The organism is Mesorhizobium sp. DxT, from assembly GCF_058448885.1.
Window position 1 is genome coordinate 139,077 of sequence record NZ_JBZFLJ010000003.1, and the last position, 25,695, is coordinate 164,771.

Genomic DNA, 25,695 nt, shown 5'->3' on the forward strand with positions numbered 1-25,695 from the left:
GCGACACGCTTCCAAAGAGGCCCGCGTCATGCGATAGGGAAGCCGCAATTCTCGGAGGCTTCCCAGACATGACCCTCGCAGGCTTCGTCACCTATGCTGGCGCGCTCGCCATAGCTGCCGCGATTCCCGGTCCCGGCGTCGTTGCCCTCGTCGCGCGGGCCCTCGGCTCCGGTTTCCGCTCGGCCATCTTCATGGCATTCGGACTGGTTCTTGGCGATCTGGTCTATCTGACGGCGGTGGTTCTGGGTCTCGCTCTCGTCGCCCAGACTTTCGGGACCGCCTTTCTCGTCATCAAGTGGGTTGGTGTTGCCTATCTCGCCTGGATGGCCTGGAACTTCTGGCGCACCGGCATCACGGCCGAAAAGGTCGATGCCGACCGTACCCGCGGCGGCATCTGGACCAGCGTGCTGAGCGGGCTGCTGGTCACGCTCGGCAATCCCAAGGTGATGGTGTTCTATCTGGCGATCACACCGACGATCATCGACATCGCTTCGATTACCCCGTCCGATTATGGGGTGCTCATCGCAATCACCGCAATGGTTCTGCTCGTGGTCCTGATGCCTTACCTGGCGCTTGCCGCCAAGGCACGCTGGTTCCTGGCGACACCGAGCGCGCTCAAGGCGCTTAACCGCACGGCGGCAACCTTCATGGCTGGCGCCGCCGCGGCGATCGCTACGCGGTCGTAGTTGCATCGACGAGCGCGCGGCCTCTACTATGAGGCCACGCAATGGGCATCATCTCGGGAGGACCATGCCCGGTTTCCGTTTTCGCCGCGGCCTCGTCGCGATACTGGCGCTGGCGCTGATCGCGTCGGCCGCGTCGGCGGTATGGTTCATCTCGCTTGAGACCGGAAAGCGCCGTGCGCTGGCGGCTCTCGACGACGAGCTGCATGTGCTTGCACGCACCGTCGAGGGTGAGATCGAGCGCTTCCGCTACCTGCCCGCCGTGATTGCGCGAGACCGGCGCATTCTCGACGTGTTGGCCTCTCCCGAGCCAGCGACGATTGAGCGCGCCAACGCCTATCTTGAGGCAGTGCGAACCGATTCCGGCGCCGACGAACTCTACGTGATGAAGCTGGACGGTCTGGCAGTCGCCGCCAGCAACTATGCCGAGCCGACCAGCTTTGTCGGCGAGAATTATCAGTACCGCCCCTATTTCACCGACGCGCTCGCGCGCGGCGAGGGACGCTATTACGCGGTTGGCGCGACGACGGGGATACCCGGCTATTTCCTGTCCTCGGTCATTCGCGACAACGGCCGGATCGTCGGCGTTGCCATCGTCAAGGTCGACATGCGCAAGATCGAGGCGACGTGGACCGATGCCCGGTCGATCGTCGCGGTCACCGACGCTGACGGGGTCGTATTCCTCACCGGTCATGCGCCGTGGAAATACCGGCCGCTGCAGGCATTGAGCGAGGAAACCCTGTTCGACCTCGCCCGCACCCGCAAATATGGCAGCGCTGATCTCGCATCAGCCAACCCGATCTTTTCCGATGCCGGCAGGCTTCCGGAAACGGCGCTTGTCGACGGCGAGGATGCGCGCCGCCTCGTTCTGCAGGTGGGCATAGAGCCGGATGGATGGAGGTTGCTCGGGCTCGCAAGCCTCGCGCCGATCCGCGCCAACAGCCTGCTGCTGGCGCTGCTGACCGCGCTGGCCGGCCTGCTGATCGCCGGCGCCGGCCTTTATATGCGACAGCGGCGCCAGCTCACGCGGGCGCGGCTGCATGCCCACGCCGAACTCGAACGGCGCGTGGTCGAGCGAACCGCCGAACTGAACAGGCAGGTGGAGGATCGCCGCCGCGCCGAAGCGGAGCTGCGTCAGGCGCAGGAATCCCTCATTCAAGCGGCCAAGCTGGCGGCACTGGGACGGATGTCGGCTGCGATTGTTCACGAAGTGAGCCAACCGCTCGCGGCGATGGAGAATACACTTGCTTCGACCGGACTGCTGGCGTCGCGCGGTGACGCGGCCGCTGTCGCCGACAAGGTGCGTTCCGCGCGCGATCTGGTACGCCGTATCCAGCGAACCGTGAAACTGCTGAAATCTTTCGCGCGCAACGAGCCGGTCAGGCTCGAGCCCGTGGATGTCGACAAGGCGATGGCCGTTGCGGTCGAGTTGGCCGCGGCGCGCGCAACCGAGCAGGGCGCGCAGGTCAAGCTGCGCAAATCGTCGTCGCCTCCGAGTGTTCTTGCCAATGCCACGCGGCTGGAACAGGTGATCCTCAATCTGGTTGTCAACGCGCTGGATGCGGTCAAGGAGAGGCCGGAGGGAGAGGTCGAACTGTGGAGCGAGCATGACGAGGAGCGCGTGCGCCTATTCGTGCGCGACAATGGCATCGGCATACCGGACCATCTGCGTGACCGCATCGCCGAACCGTTCTTCACCACCAAGCTCACCGGCGAGGGGTTGGGGCTCGGCCTTTCCATATCGCGCGCGATCCTGGACGAGTTCGGTGGCGGGATGAATTTCGAAACGCGCGAGGAAGGCGGCTGCACCTTCCGCATAGACCTCCCCGCAATCAGCGAGAACCGGCTCCGCGAGGCCGCCGAATGAGCCGGGGCTTCGTGTTGCTCGTCGATGACGAGGAGAATGTGCGCGAATCCGCGCGGGAGTGGCTTGTCCTCAGCGGGTTCGATGTTGTGACCGCACCCAACGCCGAGGCCGCTTTGGCGGGGTTCGACGCGCGCGGCTGCGACGCGCTGATCACGGATGTCCGCATGCCTGGCATGGGCGGTCTCGCGCTGCTTGCGGAGGCACGACGCAGGGACCCTGCTCTGCCCGTCATCCTCCTTACCGGTCACGGCGATGTCCCGCTCGCGGTTGAGGCGATGCGTGGCGGCGCGCATGACTTTCTGGAAAAGCCCTACGATGCGGACCATCTGGTGGCGGTGCTTGATCGTGCGGTTGCGCAACGCCGGCTGAACAGCGAGGTCGAGCGGCTGCGCGATGCGGTTGGCGCTTCCGCGTCGATCGAGACGCGTTTCATAGGCGATTCCGGTCCGGCCAGAGCGCTGCGTGTCCAGGTCGCGCAACTGGCATCGCTCGACGTCGATGTGCTCATCCATGGCGAAACGGGTACCGGCAAGGAGGTCGTGGCGCGCGCGCTGCATGATTTCGGCAAGCGCAGCGGCAGTCCCTTCGTCGCCCTCAATTGCGCCGCCATTCCCGAAAGCGTCTTTGAAAGCGAGGTATTCGGCCACGATCGCGGCGCGTTCACAGGAGCGGCCCAGAAACGCGTCGGTCGCATCGAGCATGCGAACGGCGGCACGGTTTTCCTCGATGAAGTCGAATCGATGCCGCTTGGCCTTCAGGCGAAGCTTTTGCGTGTGATACAGGAACGCGAGGTCGAACCGCTCGGCTCGAACCGGCGCGTACCCGTCGATGTCCGGTTCGTCGCGGCGGCCAAGGCGGATTTGCGCACGGAGAGCGACGCGGGGCGGTTTCGCGCCGATCTCTACTTCCGCCTTGCGACGGTCGTTGTCACCATCCCGCCGCTGCGTCAGCGCCGCCAGGATGTGGCCTTGCTGTTCCGCCATTTCTGCATCGAGGCCGCAAACCGCCACGGCTTCGATCCGCGAGAGCCGGATGCGGGCCTGCTGACTGCTCTCGAGGATTCCGACTGGCCGGGCAATGTGCGAGAGCTGCGCGCCGCCGCCGAGCGCTTCGCGCTCGGACTGCCGCTGGATCCGGGGTCGGCCGTCGCGGGGCAGGCTAACCAGCCGTCGCTTGCAGGGCGCGTCGCGACCTACGAGGCGCGGCTCATTGCACAGATGCTGGCCGAAACCGGGGGCAATACGCAGGAGGCGAGCCGCCTGCTTGGAGTGCCGTTGCGAACGCTGAACGAAAAGATCCAGCGCCATGGGCTGAGGCCGTCGCGATCCTGAGACTTCGGCGGATTCTTGCCGCGCTTTCGTAGGGTCAGGCGAAATCCTGCCGCGACCAGCACGAAGAAGCTCGCTGAGAGCCGGGAATTCCAAGGGTTTGGCGAAATGCTTGGAAATGGCACGCAGGATGCTAGGTTTTATCCGGGTGCACGGCATCGGTGCCGTGTCACGACAGGAAGTCAGGGAGGACTTTGCATCATGAAACACGTCACCAGGAATCTGCTTGCCGCCGGCGCTGTCGCCGTGTCGCTGGGCTTCGGCGCGACAACCGCCAAGGCGCAGGAATTCATCAACGTGCTGACCGGCGGCACTTCGGGCGTCTATTATCCGCTGGGCGTGGCGCTGGCGAAGATCTACAGCGACAACATGGATGGCGTGCAGACGCAGGTCCAGTCGACCAAGGCGTCGGTCGAAAACCTCAACCTGCTGCAGCAGGGCCGTGGCGAGATCGCGCTGGCGCTCGGCGACTCTGTTCAGAACGCCTGGGCGGGCAACACCGAAGCCGGCTTCCCCGGCAAGCTGGACAAGCTGCGCGCCATCGCCGCGATCTATCCGAACTACGTTCAGATCGTCGCCTCGCAGGAGTCCGGCATCACCGATCTGGAAGGGCTCAAGGGCAAGAGCCTGTCCGTGGGCGCGCCCGCGTCGGGCACCGAGCTGAACGCGCGTGCCATCTTCGAGGCCGCCGGCATGAGCTATGACGACCTCGGCAAGCTCGAATACCTGCCGTTCGCCGAATCCGTCGAACTCATCAAGAACCGCCAGCTCGACGCTACGCTTCAGTCCGCCGGCCTCGGCGTCGCCTCGATCAAGGATCTGGCGATCTCGCTGCCGACCACTGTCGTGGCGGTGCCGGCCGAGATCGCGGAAAGCATGGGCGCGCCATTCATCGCGGCGACGATCCCTGCCGGCACGTATGAAGGCCAGGCCGAGGACGTGCCGACCGTGGCGATCACCAACATCCTCGTCACGCATGACGGTGTCACCGACGAGGTCGCCTATCAGATGACCAAGCTGCTGTTCGAGAACCTCGACGAGATGGTTGCAGCGCATTCGGCGGCCCGTGCGATCTCCGCGGAGAAGGGTCCGCAGGGCCTGCCGATCCCGCTGCATCCGGGCGCCGAGCGCTACTACAAGGAAGCTGGCCTCCTCTAGGCCTTCGCCTTCGGGGCGTGCAATCGGCCGGCGCGGTTTCGCGCCGGCCCGTTGCCCGCAGCAACGTGGCTATCCTTTTCGGAGCACGCGATGACCAATGCAGCATCCAGCCCGTCCAAGGCGGACGAGGCCGCGGCAGCCATTCACGATCCCACCCATGGCAGCTTTCCGCTGACCCGTGAAGGCAGGGTTCTGTTCTGGATCGCGGTAGCCTTCTCGCTCTACCAGATCGGTTCCGCAGCGCACATCATCAACCTGCCGAGCCAGGTGGTGCGCGCCTTCCATCTCGGCTTTCTGGTGCTGCTGACCTTCCCGCTGGTCGCGGCGATGACCGGCCGAGCGCTTCCCGTGCGCGCCGTGGCCTGGGCGCTGGGTGCTGCCGGCATGGCGGTCGCATTCTATCAATGGTGGGAATACGTACCACTGATTCAGCGGACGGGGTTTCCGCTCACGCGCGACATCGCCGTCGGCGTCGTCGCGATTGTCACCGTATTCATCGCCGCCTGGGTCATCATGGGACCGGCGCTGCCGATCATTTCGGGCCTGTTCCTCGCCTACTGCCTGTTCGGCCAATACCTGCCGCGACCGCTCAACCATCGCGGCTACGCTTTCGATCAGGTGATCGACCACATGGCGTTCGGTACCGAAGGCATCTACGGCATCCCGATCTACGTATCGGCGACATATATCTTCCTTTTCATCCTGTTTGGCTCCTTCCTGGAGCGGGCGGGCATGATCAAGCTGTTTACCGACGTATCGCTGGGCTGGGTCGGTCATGCGCGCGGCGGAGCGGCCAAGGTCTCCGTCATCTCGTCCGGCATGATGGGCACCATCTCCGGCTCGGGCGTCGCAAACGTCGTGACAACCGGCCAGTTCACCATCCCGCTGATGAAGCGGTTCGGCTACCGCCCAGCTTTTGCGGGCGGCGTGGAGGCGACGTCCTCGATGGGCGGGCAGATCATGCCGCCGGTCATGGGCGCGGTGGCCTTCATCATGGCCGAGACGCTGGGCATCGAATATTACGAGGTCGTCAAGGCAGCGATCATTCCCGCCATCTTATACTTCGCCTCGGCCTTCTGGATGGTTCACCTGGAAGCGGGCAAGCGCGGCCTGATGGGCCTGCCTCGCTCCGAACTGCCGTCGCCGCTGCGCGCGCTCCGCGAGAGCTGGTATCTGATCCTGCCGCTGGCGGCACTCGTCTACCTGCTCTTTTCCGGCTACACGCCGCTCTTCGCCGGCACCGTCGGCCTGTCTCTGACAGTCCTGCTCATCCTCGGCACCACCGTTGCGCTCGGCCTGCCCAACACCGTGCTACGCTACGTCTTCTGGATCGGCCTTGGCGTGGTTGCGGCAAGCTTCTTCCGCCTCGGCATCAATGTCATTCTGGCGGCTGTTGTGGCGCTGATCCTGGTGAATGTCTTTATAGCGGGCGGTCGCGACACGCTCGCGGCCTGCCGCGATTCCCTCGCCGAGGGCGCAAAGACTGCCCTGCCTGTTGGTGTCGCCTGCGCGGTCGTTGGTGTCATCATCGGCACCATGACGCTGACCGGCGTCGCCAACACCTTCGGCCAGTACATCGTATCGGTCGGCCAGACCTCGTTATTCCTGTCGCTGGTCCTGACGATGATCACCTGTCTGATCCTCGGCATGGGCATCCCGACGATCCCCAACTACATCATTACCTCGACCATCGCCGGCCCGGCGCTGTTGGCACTGGGCGTTCCGCTGATCGTCAGCCACATGTTCGTCTTCTATTTCGGCATTCTGGCCGATCTGACGCCGCCTGTGGCTCTTGCTTGCTTCGCGGCTGCGCCGATCGCCAGGGAAACCGGATTGAGGATCGCAATGCAGGCGATCAAGATAGCCGCTGCCGGTTTCGTCATCCCGTTCATGGCCGTCTACACACCAGCGCTGATGCTGCAGGACGGCGGTGCTCTCACCCAGTCGATCGGCTTCTGGCCGGCGGTGGCCTACATTGTCTTCAAGGCGGGCCTGTCGATCATGCTGTGGGGCGTCGCCGTCATCGGCTATCTGCGCGCCGATCTTGCGATATGGGAGCGCCTGCTTGCAGCCGCTGCCGCCTTCACGCTGATCGCCGCCCTGCCGGCAACGGATGAGATCGGCTTTGCGCTGGCGGCGGCGATGATCGGTCTGCACTGGTGGCGCACCCGCGAGCAGGTGCCGCCTGCGCGCGAGGCGGGCGAATAGGATGAGCGTGTGCATCGCCGCAGCCGGCAAGACGCTGATGCTGGCGGCGAGCCTTTTCACGCTCTCCTGGGAGCACTCGGTCGAGAAGACGGCATGGCAGGAGGACTGGCTGGCGACGCCGGCCGGCCTTCACGCGTTGCAGGCACGCGTCAAGGGCTCGGGCGCCGGCATGGACCCGCCCGAGGGTTCGGTTCTTCATGATGGATGGTGGCGCTGGAAGCCCTCGATACCGCCGCTGCCGCGACTGGTGCTTGCCGCCTCGGGCGCAACGGCTTCGGGCTGGACGGTCTGTGCGGAGGGCCGGTGTGTCGAGGTGGGCGCTGACGCGGCGGAGCCGGTCGTCATCGAACCCTGCGGAAAGCCTTGACTTACTGGAAGCTGGCGTCGGGGTGCACGCCGCGGATGCGTGCGCAGGCGGGGCCGGGGCCGCGCATGTAGTGGCGCTCCGGGCGGTAGCTCGGCATGAAGAATTCGCGCACCGAAACTGCGCGGCTGATGATGTGAGCCCAGACCGTCATGACCCGAATTTCCCGTCCTCTCGGATGTCCCTTCCGAATGGCATTGATTGTAGCGCGGACCCGTGAATAACCCGTGAACGCGTTGTTAATGGGTAGCTGTTTAGGGCGCGATCCGTGACGCAATTGCGAGTGATTCGCGGCCCTTTCGCGGCTGCGCGACGATTGCCTGCCCTTGTTGCATTTGCGCAACGCCCTTTCTCGCCGCCCCGCTGCCGAAAAATTATCCCGATTGGCCAGGACCAAGCGGAACCGCCTCTGCGCTTCGACGTTGGAGAGGTGTCCGGACAGACACTGGCTCTGGCGTTAATCGAATGAACGTCGGGAGCCAGCCGCCCCTTAAAAAGAAGAAGCAAGAAAGGCTACGACGATGGGCATTTTTTCCAAGGACATCAAAACGATGGACGATCTCTTCGTCCACACGCTCCGCGACATCTACTATGCGGAAAAGCAGATATTGAAGAACCTTCCCAAGATGATCGACAAGGCGACGAGCGCCGAACTCCGCAAGGGCTTCGAGAAGCACATGGCTGAGACGGAAGGCCATGTCGAAAGGGTGGAGCAGGTGTTCAAGATGCATGGGGTCGAGGCCAAGGCGGTAAACTGCCCGGCTATCGATGGCATCCTGAAGGAAGCGGACGAAGTCGCTGGTGAGGTCGACGACGACCGCGTGCTCGACGCCGCGCTGATCGCTGCCGCTCAGGCCGTCGAGCACTATGAAATGACGCGCTACGGCACGCTTGTCGCCTGGGCGAAGGAACTGGGACGCAACGACGGCGCCGCCGTCCTTCAGAAGAACCTCGACGAGGAAAAGGCAACTGACGAAAAGCTGACGAAGTTGGCTGAGAGTCGGGTCAACCTCAAGGCTGCCGAATAGACCCCAAGGTCCACGAGTAGTCCACGAGTAGTACGCCGCAGCCGGGTTCCCCTCGCCTGGCAGCCGGCTTTCCGGCCCGCCGCTCTCCCATGCGGCGGGCCGATGCTTTTTCCGATTGAGCCGCCGGACTTCGCGGGCGCAGCCAAACATGTCTATGATGGGCGTCGATGCACCGACGATGGAGGATGAACATGGCGGCGGTTCCGCCCGTTTGTGATTTTGGCTGGAAGGGGATCGACGCAATCCTTCCCGGCGTGGATGGTAACGAGCATCAGCTTTCCGAGCATGTCGGCCCCGGCGGCCTCGTCGTGGCCTTCATCTGCAACCACTGCCCCTATGTGAAGGCGGTGATCGACCGCATCGTGCGCGATGCGCGAGACCTGAGCGCCCACGGCATCGGTTTCGTCGCGATCAACTCCAACGACGCCGATGCCTATCCGGAAGACTCATTCGAGAACATGAAGGCGTTCTCTCGCCAGCACGGCATGACCTTCCCCTACCTCCACGATGAGGACCAGTCGATTGCACGGGCCTATGGCGCCGCATGCACGCCGGACTTCTTCGGCTTCAATGCCGACATGCGCCTTCAGTATCGCGGCCGGCTCGATGCCTCGCGCCGCGAGGAGGGGCCGGCCGACCTTCGCCGCGATCTCTACGAGGCGATGGTCAAGATCGCGCAGACGGGCGAGGGACCGCGCGAGCAGGTCGCCTCTGTAGGCTGCTCGATCAAGTGGAAGGACGGCGGCGACTGGGCGTGAGCCCACAATGCCCCATCTGATGGCGATTTTCATCACGTCGGCCTGAGCTGTCTGGAACGGTCGATGTCTCGCCCGTGGCGCTTTGGCCCGTGGCCTGAAGCGACGATGCTGCCATTGAAAACATGATGGCGGGACCGCCGCCGAAAGGGATCGGAAACGCCATGGATGCCGCAGCGAACACGAAGGCTCGGGCCGACGTAGACGGCCGCTATGCCTGGACGAGGCTGTTCGTCTCGGTGCTGATCGCCACGATCGGCAGTGTCGGTATGTGGTCGGTCATCGTCGTCTTGCCGGCTGTCCAGGCGGAATTCGGCGTCGATCGTGGCGTCGCCTCGCTACCCTATACCGCGACCATGATCGGCTTCGCCTTCGGCAACGTCATGATCGGCAGGTTCGTCGATCGGGCCGGCATCCTGCTGCCGATGATGGTTGCGGCCGGCTCGCTCCTTGTAGGTTACGTGCTGGCAGCCATCGCACCCTCCATCTGGCTGTTCGCGCTGCTGCAGGCACTGATTGGGTTCGGGGCCTCCGCCACCTTCGGCCCGCTCATCGCCGATCTCTCGCACTGGTTCGATCGTCGCCGCGGCGTTGCTGTCGCCGCCGCCGCGAGCGGCAACTATTTTGCCGGCGCGATCTGGCCGCTGGTGATGCAGTTGACGCTGCCCACCGAGGGCTGGCGTTTCACTTATATCGCGATCGGCATCTTCTGTGCGGTGACGATGGTGCCGCTGGCGCAGTTGCTGCGCCGCCGCGCGCCCTATGCCGAGCCGGAGTCAGTCGCTGCCACCGGCGTGGCGCACAAGCGCTCCATCGATCTCTCGCCGCGCGCATTGCAATTGCTGCTGTGCCTGGCCGGTGTCGGCTGCTGCGTGGCGATGTCCATGCCGCAGGTTCACATCGTTGCCTATTGCGTCGACCTGGGCTACGGCGTCGCGCGCGGATCGGAGATGTTGTCGCTGATGCTGGTCGGCGGCATCGCGAGCAGGCTCGTCTCCGGTTTCCTGGCGGACTATATCGGCGGCGTGAAGACACTGCTCATCGGCTCCGTGCTGCAATGCTTGGCGCTGTTCGCCTACGTGCCGTTCGACGGCCTGGTCTCGCTCTATATCGTCTCCATGGTCTTCGGCCTGTCGCAGGGCGGCATCGTGCCGAGCTACGCCATGATCGTGCGCGAATATCTGCCGGCCCGGGAGGCCGGCCAGCGGGTGGGTGTCGTCATCATGGCGACGATCGCCGGCATGGCGCTCGGTGGCTGGCTTTCCGGCTGGATCTACGACCTCACCGGTTCCTACGCGGCCGCCTTCTGGAACGGGATCGGCTGGAACGTCATGAACATCTCGATCATGGTGCTGATCCTGCTTCGCAGCAGCCGACCGCGCCCGGTGCAGGCCTGACGGAATCTGATTGACACAAACGTTTCATTACAGCTTTACTGCGTGACAAGTGTTTCGTAGGGCGGAAGCGTCGTGAGCCTTCAGGAGATCTGGCAGCGCATCGAATCCCGCTACGGCGCGTTCTCGCCGCAGCTTCGTCGCGCCGCCCGTTTCGTCCGCGAGAACCCGCAGGATGTCGCCCTGCATTCGCTGCGAACGCTGTCGCGGCAGGCAGGCGTCTCGCCGACATCGATGACCCGTCTGATGCAGGCGCTCGACTTCGACAATTGGGACGCGTTTCAGGCAGATCATCGCGCGTGGCTCACCGCCGGCGGGCAGGGTGTGTTCTCGGATCGTGCCGATCGCGTCATCAGCGGATCGCGGGCACCGGGCGCAGAAGACCTGCTGCTCGACGCGATGGCCGCGGCCGAGCGGGACAACGTTTGCCACGCGCTCGCCCCGCAGGCGCGACGGAACCTTGTCCAGGCCGCCGACATGCTGGTCGCTGCGCCCGCTGTGGCAATCGCCGGCATCAGAAGCTGCTTCCCGGTCGCCTTCAGCCTGCACTATTCGCTGTCGCTGTTCATGCCGCATGTGAGGCTGATGACCGGCATCGGCAGCGCTCCGCTAGACGAGCTGCACCATCTGCGCGAGAACGATTGTCTGGTGGTGGTCTCGGTCGCGCCCTACAGCCGCGAGACCGTCGATGTTGCGCGCCATGCGCGGGACTCGGGCGTCCGCGTCGTCGCCATCACCGACGGGCCGCTGAGCCCGATTGCCCGGCTTGCCGACGTCACGCTTGTCGCGGCAAACGAAAGCCCGGCCCACATCGCCTCTCCCATCGGACCGATCGCTGCCGCCCAGGCGCTGGCGATACTGGTGCTGGCGCGCGCCGGCGATGGCGCACTGGATGCATTGCGTCGCCGCGAAGCCACTTTCGAAGCCATATCCGCCTACCTGCCAGAAGAGCCGAAATCATGAGCGCGAACCGCACCCGCATCCTGCATCGTGAACCGTCCCGCGACTTGCCCGTCGCAACGGGCGGCGATGGACCATTCGTCATCGACAGCGCGGGCAAGCGCTACCTGGACGCTTCCGGCGGAGCAGCCGTGTCCTGTCTCGGCCATAACGAGCGGCGCGTGATCGAGGCGATCAAGGCGCAGCTCGACCGCCTGCCCTACGCGCATACCGGCTTCTTCACCAACGAGCCGGCCGAAGCGCTGGCCGAACACCTGATCGAGCGCGCGCCGGACGGGCTCGGCCATGTCTATTTCGTCTCCGGTGGCTCGGAGGCAAACGAGACGGCCATGAAGCTCGCGCGGCAATATTTCTTTGAACGCGGCGAGACAGGCCGGCGGCACTTCATCGCGCGACGCCAGAGCTATCATGGCAACACCATCGCGGCGCTCTCGGTGGGCGGCAATGCGGGACGGCGCGCGATCTACGAGCCGATCCTGCTGCCGGCCAGCCATATCGCACCCTGTTTCGAATACCGCCACCGCCGACCCGACGAGACACCGCAGGAATACGGCATCCGCGCCGCTGACGAGCTGGAGGCGGAAATCCTGCGCCTCGGACCGGAAACCGTCATAGCCTTCATCGCCGAAACGGTCGTGGGCGCGACCGCGGGAGCCGTGCCGCCGGCGCCAGGCTACTTCCGCCGAATCCGCGAAATATGCGACCGCTATGGAGTCCTGCTCATCCTCGACGAAGTCATGAGCGGCATGGGCCGTACCGGCACGCTTTATGGTTGTGAGCAGGACGGCATCGCGCCCGACATTCTCACCTGTGCCAAGGGGCTCGGAGCCGGCTATCAGCCCATCGGCGCGACGATCCTCTCCGAGCGCATCTTCGAAACGATCACCGGCGGCTCGGGCGCGTTCCAGCACGGCTTCACCTATATCGGCCACGCGACGGCGGCCGCAGGCGCTCTGGCCGTCCAGCGTGTGATCGAGGAAGACGGGCTGCTCGAAAACTGCCGCCTGATGGGCGCGCAACTGCAGGAACGGCTGGGTGCGGCGTTCGAAGGACACCCTTTCGTCGGCGACATTCGCGGCCGTGGCCTGTTCATCGGCATCGAACTGGTCGAAGATCGACAGACGAAGAAGCCGTTTGATCCCGGTCTGCGCTTGCATTCGCGTATCAAGGCTGCCGCGATGGAGGAGGGGCTTATGGTCTATCCGGCTGGGGGAACGGCCGACGGCAAGGCCGGCGATCATGTCCTGGTGGCCCCGCCATTCATCATCGGCGAGGATCATGTCGGCATGATCGTCGAGAAGCTCTCGCGCGCGGTTGCTGCAGCGACCGCTGCGGCCGGAATCGCCGCCTGATGACCCATCCTTTCGCCATTGCCGTGGCGCCGAACGGGGCGCGGCGCACAAAAGCCGATCATCCGCGCCTGCCGATGACGGCGGCCGAGATCGCTCGCGACGCTGGGGACGCCCTGGCCGCAGGTGCGGCGATGATTCATCTTCATGTTCGCGACGTCACCGGCGCCCACACGCTGGACGCGGCGCTTTACCGCGAGGCAGTCGCTGCCGTCCGCAAGGCCGTGGGGGACGATCTGGTCGTGCAGGTCACCACCGAGGCTGTCGGGCGCTACACGCCTGACGAGCAGGTCGCCGTCATCGACGCGTTGCAGCCGGAATCCGTATCGATCGCGTTGCGCGAAATCCTGCCGGAGAACGGCGACGAGCGCGTGGCCGCAGCACTTTTCGAGCGCATGGAGAAGGCCGGTACGCTGCATCAGATCATCGTCTATGAGGCGGCCGAGCTGGCGCGTCTGGATGCGCTTGCCGCGCGCGGCGTGCTGCCGGACGGACCGCTCGCAGTGCTCGCGGTGCTCGGCCGGTACACGCAGCAGGGCGCCACTGGCGGCGAGCTGGAGGCGTTCCTGGCCGACGGCATCGAGCGGCATCAATGGATGCTGTGCGCCTTCGGGCCGCGCGAGACGGAATTCATGGCGCTTGCGTCGCAGGCAGGAGGTCATGCCCGGGTCGGCTTCGAGAACAATCTGTGGCTGCCGGACGGGTCTTTGGCTCCGGACAACGCCGCAATTGTCGCCGCGACTGTTGTTGCGGCAGGAGAATGCGCGCGCGGGGTTGCAAAGGCCGCGGATTTGCGCAGGCTTTGGCGAGTACCCGCATCGGCCGCCAATGAGATTTCGGCAGCCTCCGGGTGAGCCGAACAACCGGCCCTCGCGCACGGAGGGATCCGGGTTATATCAACCAACCCGTCAGGGGAACGTGCAAGGAGCAAGGAGACGCAAACATGAAATCCAGAAACCTGATTGGCCTCGGCCTCGCGATGGCGATGGGCGGCTCGCTGGCCGCCGGCGCCGCCGTTGCGCAGGAGCAGCAGTTCATATCGGTCGGCACCGGCGGCGTCACCGGCGTCTATTACCCGGTCGGCGGCGCGATCTGCCGCCTGATGAACCAGACCCGCCGCGACCACGGCATCCGCTGCTCGGTCGAATCGACCGGCGGTTCGGTGTTCAACGTCAACGCCATCAAGGGCGGCGACCTCGAGTTCGGCGTCGTGCAGTCGGACGTGCAGTACAACGCGTTCAACGGCGAGGCGAACTTTGCCGACGGCGGCGCGCATGAAGACCTGCGTTCGGTGTTCTCGCTTCACGCCGAGCCGCTGACAGTCGTGGCGCGCGCGGAAGCGGGCGTCGCCGGCTTCGATGATCTCAAGGGCAAGCGCGTCAACATCGGCAATCCCGGCTCCGGCCAGCGTGCGCTGATGGACCTGCTGATCGCCGAGAAAGGCTGGACCAACGCCGACTTCGCGCTCGCCGCCGAGCTGGCGCCTGCCGAGCAGAGCTCCGCGCTGTGCGACAACAACATCGACGCCTTCGCCTACACGGTCGGCCATCCGGCCGGCGCGATCCAGGAAGCAACCACCACCTGCGACAGCGTCATCGTGCCTGTCGAGGGTGAGGCGGTCGACAAACTGGTCACGGACAATCCGTACTACTTCAAGGCTGTGATCCCCGGCGGCATGTATCGCGGCACCGACAATGACGTGAACACCTTCGGTGTCGGCGCCACGGTCGTGACTTCGGCCACCGTCGACGACGAGGTCGTCTATCAGTTCGTCAAGGCCGTCTTCGACGACTTCGACAACTTCAAGAGCCTGCACCCGGCGCTCGCCAACCTGACGCCGGAAGACATGGTCGGCCAGGGTAACTCCGCGCCGGTCCATCCGGGTGCTGAGAAGTACTACAAGGAGAAGGGCTGGCTCCAGTAAAACCAGAAATTCGGGGCGTCCGATTGCCGGGCGCCCCGTTTTCGATCAACATGGCCCATTAGGGCAATGTGCGCGTCAGGAGGGGACCCAGATGGCGAACGATCCGAAGACTGCCGGCAAGGCAACAACGGCCATGACCGACGACGAACTTCAGGATCTCGTGGCATCGAGTGATACCGGCGCGCGCAATCCGGTCGGCACGGCCGGTCTGGTGATCGCAGGCGTTGCGCTGTGCTGGTCGCTGTTCCAGCTTTACATCGCCTCGCCGCTGCCCTTCATGCTTTCTCGCATGACCGGTCTGCAACTCGTCTTCAACGACACGCAGACACGCTCCATCCATCTGGCATTCGGCGTATTCCTCGCCTTCATGGCCTTTCCGGCCCTGTCCAGCAGTCCGCGCGACCGAATCCCGCTACTCGACTGGGTTCTGGGCATTCTGGCTGCGTTCTGCGCGCTCTACATCTTCATCTTCTACCGTGACCTCGCCCAGCGCCCAGGCCTGCCGATCACGCAGGACCTTATTGCTGCCGGGCTCGGCATGGTTCTCCTGCTCGAAGCGACACGACGTGCCCTCGGCCCGCCGCTGGTGATCGTCGCCCTGGTGTTCCTGGCCTATGTGTTCTTCGGTTCGTCGACCTTCGTGCCTGACATCATCCGCTGGGGTGGCGCATCCTTCGCGCGCGCCATGGACCAGATGTGGCTGTCGACGGGTGGCGTATTCGGTGTTGCGCTGGGCGTTTCGACGGCCTTTGTTTTCCTGTTCGTGCTGTTCGGCTCGATGCTCGACCGAGCAGGCGCCGGCAACTTCTTCATCAAGCTCGCTTTCGCGCTGCTGGGACACCTGAAGGGCGGCCCTGCCAAGGCCGCCGTGCTGGCCTCGATGATGACCGGCCTTATCTCGGGCTCCTCGATCGCCAACGTGGTGACGACCGGCACCTTCACGATCCCGCTGATGAAGCGCGTGGGCTTTTCCGCCGAAAAGGCCGGGTCGGTCGAAGTCGCAAGCTCGGTCAACGGTCAGATCATGCCACCGGTCATGGGCGCGGCCGCGTTCCTGATGGTCGAATATGTCGGCATTTCCTACCTGCAGGTCATCAAGCACGCTTTCCTGCCGGCGGTGGTCTCTTACATCGCTCTGCTCTACCTCGTGCATCTCGAGGCGGTGAAGAACGACATGCCCTCGCTGCCCAAGCGGGTGCAGCACCCGGCCAGGATCGCGCTGCTGCGTGCGGGCCTGGTGACCCTGTCGATCGTCATCCTGGCAGGCGCGATCTACAACGCGATCAACATGGTGAAATGGCTTCTGCCGGCAATTTCCGCGCCGGTGCTGCTCCTTGCCCTGCTGGCGGCCTATGTGTTGCTGATCTGGTATGCCGCCAAGCAGCCAGATCTTGAACTCGACGATCCCAATGCGCCCGTGGTGGAGCTGCCGATCGCATCCGAGGTCATCAAGACGGGGCTGCATTATCTGCTGCCGCTGTTCGTGCTTGTCTGGTTCCTGATGATCGAGCGCCGTTCGCCGGGGCTGTCGGCGTTTTATGCGGTGGTGCTGCTGATCATCATCATGCTCACCCAGAAGCCGTTGAAGGCCATGTTCAGGGGCATGCAAAGCGCTGAGACCAGCGCCGCGATGCGCGAAGGCTTCGACGATCTCATCGTCGGCATGATTTCCGGTGCGCGCAACATGATCGGCATCGCCTGCGCAACGGCCGCCGCCGGCATCATCGTCGGCACGGTCACCCTGACCGGCATCGGACAGGTGATGGCGGAGTTCGTCGAATTCCTCTCCGGGGGCAACATCTTCCTGATCCTCGTCTTCACCGCGATCATCAGCCTCATCCTGGGCATGGGCCTACCGACCACGGCGAATTACATCGTCGTCTCCTCGCTGATGGCGCCGGTGATCGTGGAGCTGGGCGCCGCCAACGGCGTCCTCATCCCGCTGATCGCGGCCCACATGTTCGTCTTCTATTTCGGCATCATGGCCGACGTCACACCACCGGTGGGGCTTGCCTCCTTCGCGGCGGCGGCGGTTTCCGGTGGTGATCCCATCAAGACGGGCTTCACCGCGTTCTTCTATTCGCTGCGCACGGTGCTGTTGCCGTTCATCTTCGTCTTCAACACTGATCTTCTACTGATCGACGTTGGCTGGGTGGGAGCGATCTGGATCACGATCCTGGCCACGGTGTCGATGCTGATCTTTGCGGCTGCGACGCAAGGCTTCTTCATGGCGCGCTCGCGGCTGTGGGAATCGGCCGCCCTCCTGCTCGTCACCTTCATGCTGCTGCGGCCCGGCTTCTTCCTAGATCTCGTGCAGCCGCCCTACGAACAGGTGGAGCCCGTGCGCCTGTTCGAGGTGATTCAAGGCGAGCCGGACGGCGCGCAGGCACGGCTGGTCATCACCGGCCCCGATTTCGACAATCCCGACCGGCTCGTCGAGCGCACCATGGCGTTCGATCTCGGCGCGCAGGGCGAGAGCGGCGAAGCCCGTTTCGAGCGTGCGATGGGCATGAACGTCACCGTCCAGGATGACAAGGCAATTCTCGAAGAGCCGCTGGACATGAACAGCCTCGCCGGCCGCACCCTGTCCAACCTGGATTTCTACGACCCAGACCGGCCGGTCGAGGTCACCGCCATCGAGGTTACCGCCGAGCGGATGCCGCGTGAGATCTTCTACATACCCGCGCTGCTGCTGTTCGGCCTCGTCGTCTTCACCCAGCGCCGCCGCGGCGGCACGCTGTTCGGCAATCCGAAGGCCGCGTAGGGAGGTGCGATCATGTACAAGAACATCCTGGTCTCGGTCGATCTCGGTGACGCCGAAAACGAAACGCGGACAATTGGCACCGCCGTCGATTATGCAAGGCTCTTCGGCGCGACGCTGCATGTGATGACGGTGGTGCCCGACTACGGCCTTTCCATCGTTGGCGGTTTCTTCCCCAAGGGGCACGAACAGGAGGCGATTGACCACGCCAACAAGGCATTGCACGAGTTCACCGGCAAGCACGTGCCGGCCGAGGTCAAGCATCGCCATATCGTCGGTCACGGCTCGATCTATCGCCAGATCCTGCACTATGCCGGTGTGGTTAAGGCCGATCTGATCGTGCTCGCCGCGGGACGAGAGGGGCCTGAGGACTACCTGATCGGTCCGAACGCTGCCCGCGTCGTGCGCCATTCAAAAACATCGGTATTGGTCGTCCGCGATAACGATTGACCATACGGGGAGCAGCCGAAAGGCACGGATTGACTGCGCGTGCCTGCGCGGCCAGAGTTGATCGCTGCGGCGCGGCGATCATTTGTTTCTCGCCGGTCCTGCACAGGTACCCATGAGCACAGTTCGCGATACCACATCATCCAGGCTCGACGATGCGGCCCGAGCCGGCTGGCTCTACTATGTTGCTGGCAACACGCAGGACCAGATTGCGACCAAGCTCGGCGTCTCGCGCCAGTCTGCGCAACGCCTTGTATCGCTGGCGGTTTCCGAAGGGCTGGTGAAGGTACGCATCGACCATCCGATTGCGAACTGCCTCGAACTGGCCTCCCGGTTGCGCGAGCGGTTTGGGCTTGATCTTGTGGAGGTCGTGCCCAGCGACCCCGGATCGGCTTCGACAACGCTTGGCGTCGCGGAAGCCGCTTCCGCCGAGATCGAGAGGCGGCTGTCTTCACAGCAGCCGATCGTGATGGCGCTCGGCACCGGGCGCACGCTGAAGGCCGCCATCGAAAAGCTGCCTGCGATGGAATGCCAGCAGCACAAGGTCGTGTCGCTGACCGGAAATATCGCGCCGGACGGTTCGGCTGCTTTCTACAATGTCGTCTTCACAATGGCCGATAAGGTTAAGTCGCGCTCTTTCCCGATGCCTCTGCCGGTCATCGCCTCGTCGCCGGAAGAGCGCGCCTTGCTGCACGGTCAGGAACTCATCCGCGCGACGATGACACTCGCCGCCCAGGCCGACGTTACCTTTGTCGGCGTTGGCGATCTCGGGCCGGAGGCGCCGCTCTACCAGGACGGTTTTATCTCCAAGGACGAGCTCGAGGCGTTGCGTAAGGCCGGCGCAGTCGCCGAGATCGTCGGCTGGGCGTTCGACAGCAAGGGCAGACCGGTGGAGGATGTCATCAACGACCGCGTGGCCTCGACACCGATCCCCTCGCGGGATTCGTCCGAGGTCATCGCGCTCGCCATGGGCGAACGCAAGCTGCCAGGCATCTTCGCCGCCGTCAGCGGTCGCCTCGTCAACGGCCTGATTACCGACGAGCGCACGGCGGTTGCCCTGCTCGCCATGTAGCGGCTAGATTCGTCTTCGCGGATCGTGGCTGTCTATCAGGCCGATGTCCCTTTGCATGTGTTCCGTCAGATGGCGGATTTCTACCCTTCTCGTCTTCTTGCGCGTCAATCGCGACAGAATGGCATGCACCAGGCCTGCCCAGTTTGACCTTGTGCGCTCGGGATGTCGCATCGGGGATTCTATTGTAACCATGAGGGGGCCGCTTTCCTGAAAGCCTGCTTATGCGTCAGTGTTTCAGATCGTCCCAAAAGGCGCTAAAATCCAACAAAACGTCGATCATCGGACATAAGGACTACTTATGTATCGTAACCTGCCGCCACTTTCTGCCGTGCGCGTTTTCGAGGCGGCGGCGCGTCACGGCAGCTTCACACGCGCTGCCGACGAGCTCGGCATGACGCAGGCGGCGGTGAGCTATCAGGTCAAGGCGCTTGAAGAGCGCGTTGGGGCGCCGCTCTTCCTGCGGCGGCCCCGTCAGGTCGAGCTGACGGAGACGGGGCTTCGTCTCGCCGCAGCATCGACGCAGGCGCTCGACATTCTCTCCGCAGCCTTCGGCACGATGCGTGACAATGTTGCGGGCAAGCTGACGATCAGCACCGTGCCCACGCTCGCGACCAACTGGCTGGCGCCGAGGCTGGGTCTGTTCCAGCTTGCCAATCCGTCGATCGCGGTTCGGCTGGAAACGTCGCCGCGCTACGTCGACTTCAGCCGGGAAGATGTGGATGTTGCGATCCGTGTCGGCACCGGCAACTGGCCCGGCCTTCTTGCTCATCCGCTGCTGCCGACGATTTTCACCCCGATGCTCAGTCCGGAGCTTGCAGCCTCGATCGGCGGCATCAACGAACCTGCCGATCTTCTGCGCCTGCCGATCCTGACCCCAACCGATCCTTGGTGGTCGCAGTGGCTGACGGCCGCGGGCGTCTCTCCGGAGGGACTGAAGGGCCGTCCACAGAACGAGATGGGCTCGCAGGCCAACGAGGCGCGCGCGGCGATCGCGGGTCAGGGCGTCGCAATCCTGACTCCCTTTTTCTTCACGAGCGAACTCGCTTCGGGCCGCCTCATTCAGCCTTTCGATCTCCTGTGGGAGGACAAGGCGTCTTTCTGGCTGGTCTATCCGCAGGGGCGCCGCAACCTGCCGAAGATCAGCGCCTTCCGATCGTGGATCCTGGCAGAGGCTGCGGCGTCACAATCGGATTGAGGCAACCCCGCATCGAGGTGTCCGTCGCCTGAGATTCGATGCTGCGCCGCAGCATCGAATCCGGCTTGACTTTCGGCAAGCTAAACTGAATATTTGCCCAACAAACTAGCAATTGCTCATCATGGTTCTAGGGAGGATATCCATGAAACTGAGATCTGCGCTGCTCGGCGCATGCTCCGTCGTCGCCCTGTCGGGCTCCGCGCTGGCCGAGACGATCACCATCGCAACTGTCAACAACGGCGACATGATCCGCATGCAGCGGCTCGCCGAGGACTTCACGGCCAAGCATCCGGACATTGAGCTGCAGTGGGTGACGCTGGAGGAGAACGTTCTGCGCGAGCGCGTCACCACCGACATCGCCGCCAGCGGCGGCCAGTATGACGTGATGACCATCGGCAACTACGAAGTGCCGATCTGGGCCAAGCAGGGCTGGCTGCTCGAACTCAACGGTCTTGGCGACGATTACGACGTCGACGACCTGCTGCCCGCCATCCGTGGCGGCCTGTCCGTGGATGGCAAGCTCTATGCCGCGCCGTTCTACGGCGAGTCGGCGATGATCATGTACCGCACCGACCTGTTCGAGGGTTCCGGTCTTGAAATGCCGGAATCGCCGACCTGGGAATTCATCGGAGAGGCTGCCCGCAAGATCAAGGCGGACAACCCCGACGTGAACGGCATCTGCCTGCGTGGCAAGGCCGGCTGGGGCGAGAACATGGCTTTCATCACCGCCATGGTGAACTCCTATGGCGGCCGCTGGTTCGACGAGAACTGGCAGCCCCAGTTCGATCAGCCGGAGTGGAAGAATGCCTTCCAGTTCTATGTCGACCTGATGAACGATGCCGGCCCGTCGGGCGCCTCGTCCAACGGTTTCAACGAGAACCTGACGCTCTTCCAGCAGGGCAAGTGCGCCATGTGGATGGACGCGACGGTCGCGGCATCCTTCGTCTCAAATCCGGAAGATTCCACCGTGGCCGACAAGGTCGGCTATGCGATCTTCCCGGATACCGGCAACGGCAATCACGGTCACTGGCTATGGTCCTGGAACCTGGCGGTGCCGGCGAGCTCGACCAAGGCCGACGCCGCGCAGACCTTCATCGCCTGGGCGACGAACAAGGCCTATACCGAGCTGGTTGCGGAGAAGGAGGGCTGGGCCAACGTTCCGCCCGGAACCCGCACCTCGCTCTATGAGAACGAGGCGTACAAGGAAGCCGCGCCCTTCGCGGAGCCAACCCTTGCTGCCATGAACGCTGCCGACATCACCAATCCGTCGGTGAAGCCGGTGCCCTACACAGGTGGCCAGTTCGTCGCGATCCCGGAATTCCAGGGGCTCGGCACGACGGTCGGCCAGCTTTTCTCGGCGGCTCTCGCCGGTCAGATGTCCGTCGATGACGCGCTGGCGCAGGCACAGAATGTCGCCACCCGCGAGATGACCCGCTCCGGCTACATCAAATAGGCTTCCTCCCGAAGCCTGGCCGTCCGGCTTCGGCCGGGCGGCCGCCCTTTCGGAAGATCATGCGTCCTTCGATGCTCGCTGCGCTCGCACTTCAGTTTGAGGACTGACGTGCATCAGTCCACAAGCGGTTGGCTCGATCAAACTACCTCCCTCATCCTGAGGTGCAAGCGCAGCGAGCATCGAAGGACGCACTTTCCGGCAAATCTCGCCGGACGATACGGAACAGGAACCCAGCAAGGGACCCCTGCCATGGCTACGCGACAAACCAGAACGCTTGCCCGCCTGATGATGGCCCCCGCCGTCGTTCTGCTGCTGATCTGGATGATCGTGCCGCTGTCCATGACGATCTGGTACTCGTTCCAGAACTACAACATGCTGAACCCCGCCATGCGCGGCTTCGCCGGCTTCTTCAACTACGTCTATTTCTATACGGATCCGGCCTTCTATCAGGCGATCATCAACACGCTGTTCATTGTCGTCGGGGTGCTGTTCATCACCATCGTCGGCGGCATCGCTTTGGCGCTTCTGCTCGACCAGCCGATCTTCGGCCAGGGCATCGTGCGTATCCTCGTCATCTCACCCTTCTTCGTGATGCCGCCGGTCGCGGCGCTCATCTGGAAGAACATGATCATGCACCCCGGCTACGGGGTGCTGGCGGATGTCTCGCGCTTCCTCGGTCTCCAGCCCGTCGACTGGTTCGCTCAGTATCCGCTCACGTCGGTCATCATCATCGTTGCGTGGCAATGGCTGCCGTTCGCGACCCTGATCCTGCTGACGGCCCTGCAGTCGCTCGACGAGGAGCAGAAGGAGGCGGCCGAAATGGACGGCGCCAACTTCGCCAACCGCTTCTGGTATCTGACCCTGCCGCACCTGGCGCGGGCGATCACGGTTGTGATCCTGATCCAGACGATCTTCCTGCTCGCCGTTTATGCCGAGATTCTCGTCACCACCAATGGCGGCCCCGGCTATGCCACGACAAACCTCGCCTTCCTGATCTACCGCACGGCGCTTCTGTCCTACGACGTCGGCGGCGCATCGGCCGGAGGCGTGATCGCGGTCGTCCTCGCCAACATCGTCGCCATCTTCCTGATGCGCGCCGTCGGCCGCAACCTCGACAGGTAAGGGAGAGACGATATGGCACGCGCAGTCTCCACACGCCGCAAATGGATCGCCACGGCAGCCGCCTGGGTGGTCGCCCTGGTGATCTTCTTTCCCATCTTCTACATGGTCGTCACCTCGCTGAAGACCGAGCCCGAGGCGATCGCCGGCATCAGCCTCATCCCCTCCGGCACCTTCGAGAACTATGTCGAGGTCCAGACCCAGCGCGACTATTTCAAGCCGTTCCTGAATTCGGTGATCATCTCGCTGGGCTCGACATTGATCGCGCTGCTGATCGCCATCCCGGCCGCATGGTCGATGGCATTCTCGCCGACGCGTCGGACCAAGGACATCCTCATGTGGATGCTTTCGACCAAGATGATGCCGGCCGTCGGCGTCCTTGTGCCGATGTTCCTCATCTTCCGCGATACCGGCCTGCTCGATACGAGGATCGGCCTGACAGTCGTCCTCACGCTCATCAACCTGCCGATCGTGGTGTGGATGCTCTACACCTACTTCCGCGAAATCCCCGGCGAGATTCTCGAGGCCGCGCGCATGGATGGCGCGACGCTGATGGGCGAGATCGTCTATGTGCTGACGCCGATGGCGGTGCCAGGCATCGCGTCCACCATGCTGCTCAACATCATTCTCGCCTGGAACGAGGCGTTCTGGTCGATCCGTCTTTCGGCAGCGAACGCAGCCCCGCTGACGGCGTTCATCGCCTCTTTCTCCAGCCCTCAGGGCCTCTTCTGGGCCAAGCTTTCGGCAGCGTCCACGCTCGCCATCGCGCCGATCCTCATCATGGGTTGGTTCTCGCAGCGCCAGCTCGTGCGCGGGCTCACCTTCGGCGCCGTCAAATAAGGTTTCGGGAGGAAGCCATGGGCAACATCACGCTCAAGAACGTGCACAAGGCTTTCGGGGCGACAGTCATCATCCCCGACATCGACCTTGAAATTTCGGACGGCGAGTTCGTCGTCTTCGTCGGCCCGTCGGGGTGTGGCAAGTCCACGCTGCTGCGGCTGATCGCGGGTCTGGAAGACACCACCTCCGGCACCATCCTGATCGACGGCGCCGACATGACGGGCGAGGCACCCGCCAAGCGCGGCCTGGCGATGGTTTTCCAGTCCTATGCGCTCTATCCGCATATGAGCGTCTACAACAACATCGCCTTCCCCCTGAAGATGGCGAAGGCCGACAAGGAAACCATCGACGCCAAGGTGCGAGCAGCGGCCCAGACGCTGAACCTCACCGCCTATCTCGAACGGCGCCCGGGGCAGCTTTCAGGGGGCCAGCGCCAGCGTGTCGCCATCGGTCGCGCCATCGTGCGCCAGCCCTCGGCCTTCCTGTTCGACGAGCCGCTGTCCAACCTGGACGCCGCCCTGCGCGGGACGATGCGGCTGGAAATCAGCGAGCTGCACCAGCAGCTCAAGACGACCATGATCTATGTCACGCACGATCAGGTCGAGGCGATGACGATGGCCGACAAGATCGTGGTGCTGAATGCCGGCAACATCGAGCAGGTCGGCTCGCCCCTCGACCTCTATCGTTCGCCCCGCAATCTCTTCGTGGCAGGGTTTATCGGATCGCCGCGCATGAACTTCGTCACCGGCGAAGAAGCTGCCAGGCACAACGCGGCGACCATCGGCGTGCGGCCCGAACATATCAGGCTCTCGACCACCGAGGGTGCCTGGAAAGGGGTGGTCGGCGTCGCCGAGCATCTGGGTTCGGACACGTTCCTGCACATCCAGGTCGAAGGCGTCGGCCAGGTCACGGCGCGCGCGGATGGCGAGTTCACCGTGCACCATGGCGATGCGGTCTGGCTTACGCCAGAGCCAACGAAGATTCACCGTTTCGATGCGGACGGGAACGCGATCTGATGGGGCGTCTGGCCGGCAAATCGGCATTGATCACGGGCGCGGCGCGTGGCATCGGCCGCGCCTTCGCCGAAGCCTATGCCGGCGAGGGCGCGACGGTCGCCATCGCAGACATCGATCTTGACAGGGCCAGCGAGACCGCGCGCCAGATCGGCGACGCTGCCTACGCGCTCCAGCTCGATGTGACCCGCCAAAGCTCGATCGATGAGGCGGTCAAGGCTGCCGAGGAACATGCCGGCGGCATCGACATTCTCGTCAACAATGCCGCCCTGTTCGACATGGCGCCGATCGTCGATATCACCCGCGAGAGCTACGATCGCCTGTTCGCCGTCAATGTCGCCGGCGCCCTGTTCACAATGCAGGCGGTGGCCCGGTCGATGAAAGCGCGCGGCAAGGGCGGCAAGATCATCAACATGGCCAGCCAGGCAGGGCGTCGCGGCGAGGCGTTGGTCGGCGTCTATTGCGCCAGCAAGGCCGCGATCATCTCGCTCACCCAATCCGCGGGCCTCGATCTCATTCGGCACGGCATCAACGTCAACGCGATCGCGCCAGGCGTCGTGGAAGGCGAGCACTGGGAGCATGTCGACTCCCTGTTTGCGAAGCATGAAGGTTTGGCTCCGGGCGAAAAGAAGAAGCAGGTCGGCGCGGCCGTTCCCTATGGCCGCATGGGCACCGCGCAGGATCTCGTCGGAATGGCGATCTTTCTGGCGACGAAGGAAGCCGACTACGTGGTCGCCCAGACCTACAATGTCGACGGCGGCAACTGGATGAGCTGAG

23 protein-coding genes are annotated in these 25,695 nt (G+C 64.0%); 22 read left to right on the plus strand and 1 reads right to left on the minus strand.

The window, feature by feature from the left end:
- The first annotated feature begins 68 nt into the window (after positions 1 to 68).
- The 6 genes from ACVJNE_RS07835 (at position 69) to ACVJNE_RS07860 (ending at position 7,611) form a co-directional block, all read left to right on the plus strand.
- Positions 69 to 686 (plus strand): LysE family translocator, encoded by a 618-nt coding sequence (locus tag ACVJNE_RS07835; protein ID WP_499564441.1) that lies wholly within the window; start codon positions 69 to 71, stop codon positions 684 to 686.
- 64 nt (positions 687 to 750) lie between these two features.
- Positions 751 to 2,550 carry a sensor histidine kinase gene (locus ACVJNE_RS07840; RefSeq protein WP_499564443.1) on the plus strand — a complete coding sequence of 600 codons (1,800 nt, stop codon included), beginning with the start codon at positions 751 to 753 and terminating at the stop codon, positions 2,548 to 2,550.
- Positions 2,547 to 3,881 carry a sigma-54-dependent transcriptional regulator gene (locus ACVJNE_RS07845; protein ID WP_499564445.1) on the plus strand — a complete coding sequence of 445 codons (1,335 nt, stop codon included), beginning with the start codon at positions 2,547 to 2,549 and terminating at the stop codon, positions 3,879 to 3,881. Before ACVJNE_RS07840 ends, ACVJNE_RS07845 begins: the two co-directional genes overlap by 4 nt.
- Before the next feature lie 198 nt (positions 3,882 to 4,079).
- The gene (locus ACVJNE_RS07850; RefSeq protein ID WP_499564447.1) at positions 4,080 to 5,036 is read left to right on the plus strand and encodes a TAXI family TRAP transporter solute-binding subunit; all 957 of its coding nucleotides are present in this window, start codon (positions 4,080 to 4,082) and stop codon (positions 5,034 to 5,036) included.
- Between the two features lie 90 nt (positions 5,037 to 5,126).
- Entirely contained in the window at positions 5,127 to 7,244 is a 2,118-nt protein-coding gene (locus tag ACVJNE_RS07855) for a TRAP transporter permease (RefSeq protein WP_444726970.1), read from the plus strand.
- 1 nt (position 7,245) lies between these two features.
- A complete protein-coding gene (locus ACVJNE_RS07860; RefSeq protein ID WP_444726971.1) occupies positions 7,246 to 7,611 on the plus strand; it encodes a DUF1850 domain-containing protein in 366 nt (121 codons plus the stop codon).
- A 1-nt stretch (position 7,612) separates the two neighbouring features.
- On the opposite strand, the gene ACVJNE_RS07865 is transcribed toward ACVJNE_RS07860, so the two are convergent.
- The gene (locus ACVJNE_RS07865; RefSeq protein WP_173188368.1) at positions 7,613 to 7,762 is read right to left on the minus strand and encodes a hypothetical protein; all 150 of its coding nucleotides are present in this window, start codon (positions 7,760 to 7,762) and stop codon (positions 7,613 to 7,615) included.
- Between the two features lie 367 nt (positions 7,763 to 8,129).
- On the opposite strand from ACVJNE_RS07865, the gene ACVJNE_RS07870 reads away from it, so the two are divergent.
- From ACVJNE_RS07870 to ACVJNE_RS07945, 16 genes are all read left to right on the plus strand, one after another.
- Positions 8,130 to 8,636 carry a YciE/YciF ferroxidase family protein gene (locus tag ACVJNE_RS07870; RefSeq protein WP_499564450.1) on the plus strand — a complete coding sequence of 169 codons (507 nt, stop codon included), beginning with the start codon at positions 8,130 to 8,132 and terminating at the stop codon, positions 8,634 to 8,636.
- 191 nt (positions 8,637 to 8,827) lie between these two features.
- Positions 8,828 to 9,394 (plus strand): thioredoxin family protein, encoded by a 567-nt coding sequence (locus ACVJNE_RS07875; protein WP_499564452.1) that lies wholly within the window; start codon positions 8,828 to 8,830, stop codon positions 9,392 to 9,394.
- A gap of 161 nt (positions 9,395 to 9,555) precedes the next feature.
- Complete coding sequence (locus tag ACVJNE_RS07880; RefSeq protein ID WP_499564454.1) at positions 9,556 to 10,788, plus strand: MFS transporter; 1,233 nt, start codon at positions 9,556 to 9,558, stop codon at positions 10,786 to 10,788.
- 72 nt (positions 10,789 to 10,860) lie between these two features.
- On the plus strand, positions 10,861 to 11,748 hold the full coding sequence (locus ACVJNE_RS07885) for a MurR/RpiR family transcriptional regulator (RefSeq protein WP_499564456.1): 888 nt from the start codon (positions 10,861 to 10,863) through the stop codon (positions 11,746 to 11,748).
- On the plus strand, positions 11,745 to 13,097 hold the full coding sequence (locus ACVJNE_RS07890; protein ID WP_499564458.1) for an aspartate aminotransferase family protein: 1,353 nt from the start codon (positions 11,745 to 11,747) through the stop codon (positions 13,095 to 13,097). The genes ACVJNE_RS07885 and ACVJNE_RS07890 overlap by 4 nt, the downstream gene beginning before the upstream one ends.
- Positions 13,097 to 13,948: a beta-keto acid cleavage family enzyme gene (locus ACVJNE_RS07895; protein ID WP_499564460.1), complete on the plus strand. Its 852-nt coding sequence runs from the start codon at positions 13,097 to 13,099 to the stop codon at positions 13,946 to 13,948. The genes ACVJNE_RS07890 and ACVJNE_RS07895 overlap by 1 nt, the downstream gene beginning before the upstream one ends.
- Before the next feature lie 89 nt (positions 13,949 to 14,037).
- Positions 14,038 to 15,018, plus strand: coding sequence for a TAXI family TRAP transporter solute-binding subunit (locus ACVJNE_RS07900; RefSeq protein WP_499564462.1), 981 nt, complete (start codon positions 14,038 to 14,040; stop codon positions 15,016 to 15,018).
- Positions 15,019 to 15,109: 91 nt separating this feature from the next.
- A complete protein-coding gene (locus ACVJNE_RS07905; RefSeq protein WP_499564464.1) occupies positions 15,110 to 17,782 on the plus strand; it encodes a TRAP transporter permease in 2,673 nt (890 codons plus the stop codon).
- Positions 17,783 to 17,794: 12 nt separating this feature from the next.
- Positions 17,795 to 18,229 carry a universal stress protein gene (locus tag ACVJNE_RS07910; RefSeq protein WP_421928087.1) on the plus strand — a complete coding sequence of 145 codons (435 nt, stop codon included), beginning with the start codon at positions 17,795 to 17,797 and terminating at the stop codon, positions 18,227 to 18,229.
- Positions 18,230 to 18,341: 112 nt separating this feature from the next.
- On the plus strand, positions 18,342 to 19,298 hold the full coding sequence (locus tag ACVJNE_RS07915; protein ID WP_499564466.1) for a sugar-binding transcriptional regulator: 957 nt from the start codon (positions 18,342 to 18,344) through the stop codon (positions 19,296 to 19,298).
- 298 nt (positions 19,299 to 19,596) lie between these two features.
- Positions 19,597 to 20,493, plus strand: coding sequence for a transcriptional regulator GcvA (gcvA, locus tag ACVJNE_RS07920; RefSeq protein ID WP_499564468.1), 897 nt, complete (start codon positions 19,597 to 19,599; stop codon positions 20,491 to 20,493).
- A gap of 142 nt (positions 20,494 to 20,635) precedes the next feature.
- Positions 20,636 to 21,946 carry an ABC transporter substrate-binding protein gene (locus ACVJNE_RS07925; protein WP_499564470.1) on the plus strand — a complete coding sequence of 437 codons (1,311 nt, stop codon included), beginning with the start codon at positions 20,636 to 20,638 and terminating at the stop codon, positions 21,944 to 21,946.
- Positions 21,947 to 22,195: 249 nt separating this feature from the next.
- Positions 22,196 to 23,068: a carbohydrate ABC transporter permease gene (locus ACVJNE_RS07930; protein WP_368801540.1), complete on the plus strand. Its 873-nt coding sequence runs from the start codon at positions 22,196 to 22,198 to the stop codon at positions 23,066 to 23,068.
- Positions 23,069 to 23,080: 12 nt separating this feature from the next.
- A complete protein-coding gene (locus ACVJNE_RS07935; RefSeq protein ID WP_173188324.1) occupies positions 23,081 to 23,905 on the plus strand; it encodes a carbohydrate ABC transporter permease in 825 nt (274 codons plus the stop codon).
- A 17-nt stretch (positions 23,906 to 23,922) separates the two neighbouring features.
- Positions 23,923 to 24,921: an ABC transporter ATP-binding protein gene (locus tag ACVJNE_RS07940; protein ID WP_499564473.1), complete on the plus strand. Its 999-nt coding sequence runs from the start codon at positions 23,923 to 23,925 to the stop codon at positions 24,919 to 24,921.
- Positions 24,921 to 25,694: an L-iditol 2-dehydrogenase gene (locus ACVJNE_RS07945; protein ID WP_499564475.1), complete on the plus strand. Its 774-nt coding sequence runs from the start codon at positions 24,921 to 24,923 to the stop codon at positions 25,692 to 25,694. Before ACVJNE_RS07940 ends, ACVJNE_RS07945 begins: the two co-directional genes overlap by 1 nt.
- The last annotated feature ends 1 nt before the right edge of the window (position 25,695 follow it).

Excerpts from the sequence above, each read along its gene's own strand:
- ACVJNE_RS07875 (WP_499564452.1), top strand. The coding sequence starts at position 8,828 with ATGGCGGCGGTTCCGCCCGTTTGTGATTTTGGCTGGAAGGGGATCGAC.
- ACVJNE_RS07930 (WP_368801540.1), top strand. The coding sequence starts at position 22,196 with ATGGCTACGCGACAAACCAGAACGCTTGCCCGCCTGATGATGGCCCCC.
- ACVJNE_RS07895 (WP_499564460.1), top strand. The coding sequence starts at position 13,097 with ATGACCCATCCTTTCGCCATTGCCGTGGCGCCGAACGGGGCGCGGCGC.
- ACVJNE_RS07935 (WP_173188324.1), top strand. The coding sequence starts at position 23,081 with ATGGCACGCGCAGTCTCCACACGCCGCAAATGGATCGCCACGGCAGCC.
- ACVJNE_RS07945 (WP_499564475.1), top strand. The coding sequence starts at position 24,921 with ATGGGGCGTCTGGCCGGCAAATCGGCATTGATCACGGGCGCGGCGCGT.
- ACVJNE_RS07850 (WP_499564447.1), top strand. The coding sequence starts at position 4,080 with ATGAAACACGTCACCAGGAATCTGCTTGCCGCCGGCGCTGTCGCCGTG.
- ACVJNE_RS07835 (WP_499564441.1), top strand. The coding sequence starts at position 69 with ATGACCCTCGCAGGCTTCGTCACCTATGCTGGCGCGCTCGCCATAGCT.
- ACVJNE_RS07855 (WP_444726970.1), top strand. The coding sequence starts at position 5,127 with ATGACCAATGCAGCATCCAGCCCGTCCAAGGCGGACGAGGCCGCGGCA.
- ACVJNE_RS07880 (WP_499564454.1), top strand. The coding sequence starts at position 9,556 with ATGGATGCCGCAGCGAACACGAAGGCTCGGGCCGACGTAGACGGCCGC.
- ACVJNE_RS07925 (WP_499564470.1), top strand. The coding sequence starts at position 20,636 with ATGAAACTGAGATCTGCGCTGCTCGGCGCATGCTCCGTCGTCGCCCTG.
- ACVJNE_RS07900 (WP_499564462.1), top strand. The coding sequence starts at position 14,038 with ATGAAATCCAGAAACCTGATTGGCCTCGGCCTCGCGATGGCGATGGGC.
- ACVJNE_RS07915 (WP_499564466.1), top strand. The coding sequence starts at position 18,342 with ATGAGCACAGTTCGCGATACCACATCATCCAGGCTCGACGATGCGGCC.
- gcvA (WP_499564468.1), top strand. The coding sequence starts at position 19,597 with ATGTATCGTAACCTGCCGCCACTTTCTGCCGTGCGCGTTTTCGAGGCG.
- ACVJNE_RS07910 (WP_421928087.1), top strand. The coding sequence starts at position 17,795 with ATGTACAAGAACATCCTGGTCTCGGTCGATCTCGGTGACGCCGAAAAC.
- ACVJNE_RS07905 (WP_499564464.1), top strand. The coding sequence starts at position 15,110 with ATGGCGAACGATCCGAAGACTGCCGGCAAGGCAACAACGGCCATGACC.
- ACVJNE_RS07860 (WP_444726971.1), top strand. The coding sequence starts at position 7,246 with ATGAGCGTGTGCATCGCCGCAGCCGGCAAGACGCTGATGCTGGCGGCG.
- ACVJNE_RS07865 (WP_173188368.1), bottom strand. The coding sequence starts at position 7,762 with ATGACGGTCTGGGCTCACATCATCAGCCGCGCAGTTTCGGTGCGCGAA.
- ACVJNE_RS07870 (WP_499564450.1), top strand. The coding sequence starts at position 8,130 with ATGGGCATTTTTTCCAAGGACATCAAAACGATGGACGATCTCTTCGTC.
- ACVJNE_RS07845 (WP_499564445.1), top strand. The coding sequence starts at position 2,547 with ATGAGCCGGGGCTTCGTGTTGCTCGTCGATGACGAGGAGAATGTGCGC.
- ACVJNE_RS07840 (WP_499564443.1), top strand. The coding sequence starts at position 751 with ATGCCCGGTTTCCGTTTTCGCCGCGGCCTCGTCGCGATACTGGCGCTG.
- ACVJNE_RS07940 (WP_499564473.1), top strand. The coding sequence starts at position 23,923 with ATGGGCAACATCACGCTCAAGAACGTGCACAAGGCTTTCGGGGCGACA.
- ACVJNE_RS07890 (WP_499564458.1), top strand. The coding sequence starts at position 11,745 with ATGAGCGCGAACCGCACCCGCATCCTGCATCGTGAACCGTCCCGCGAC.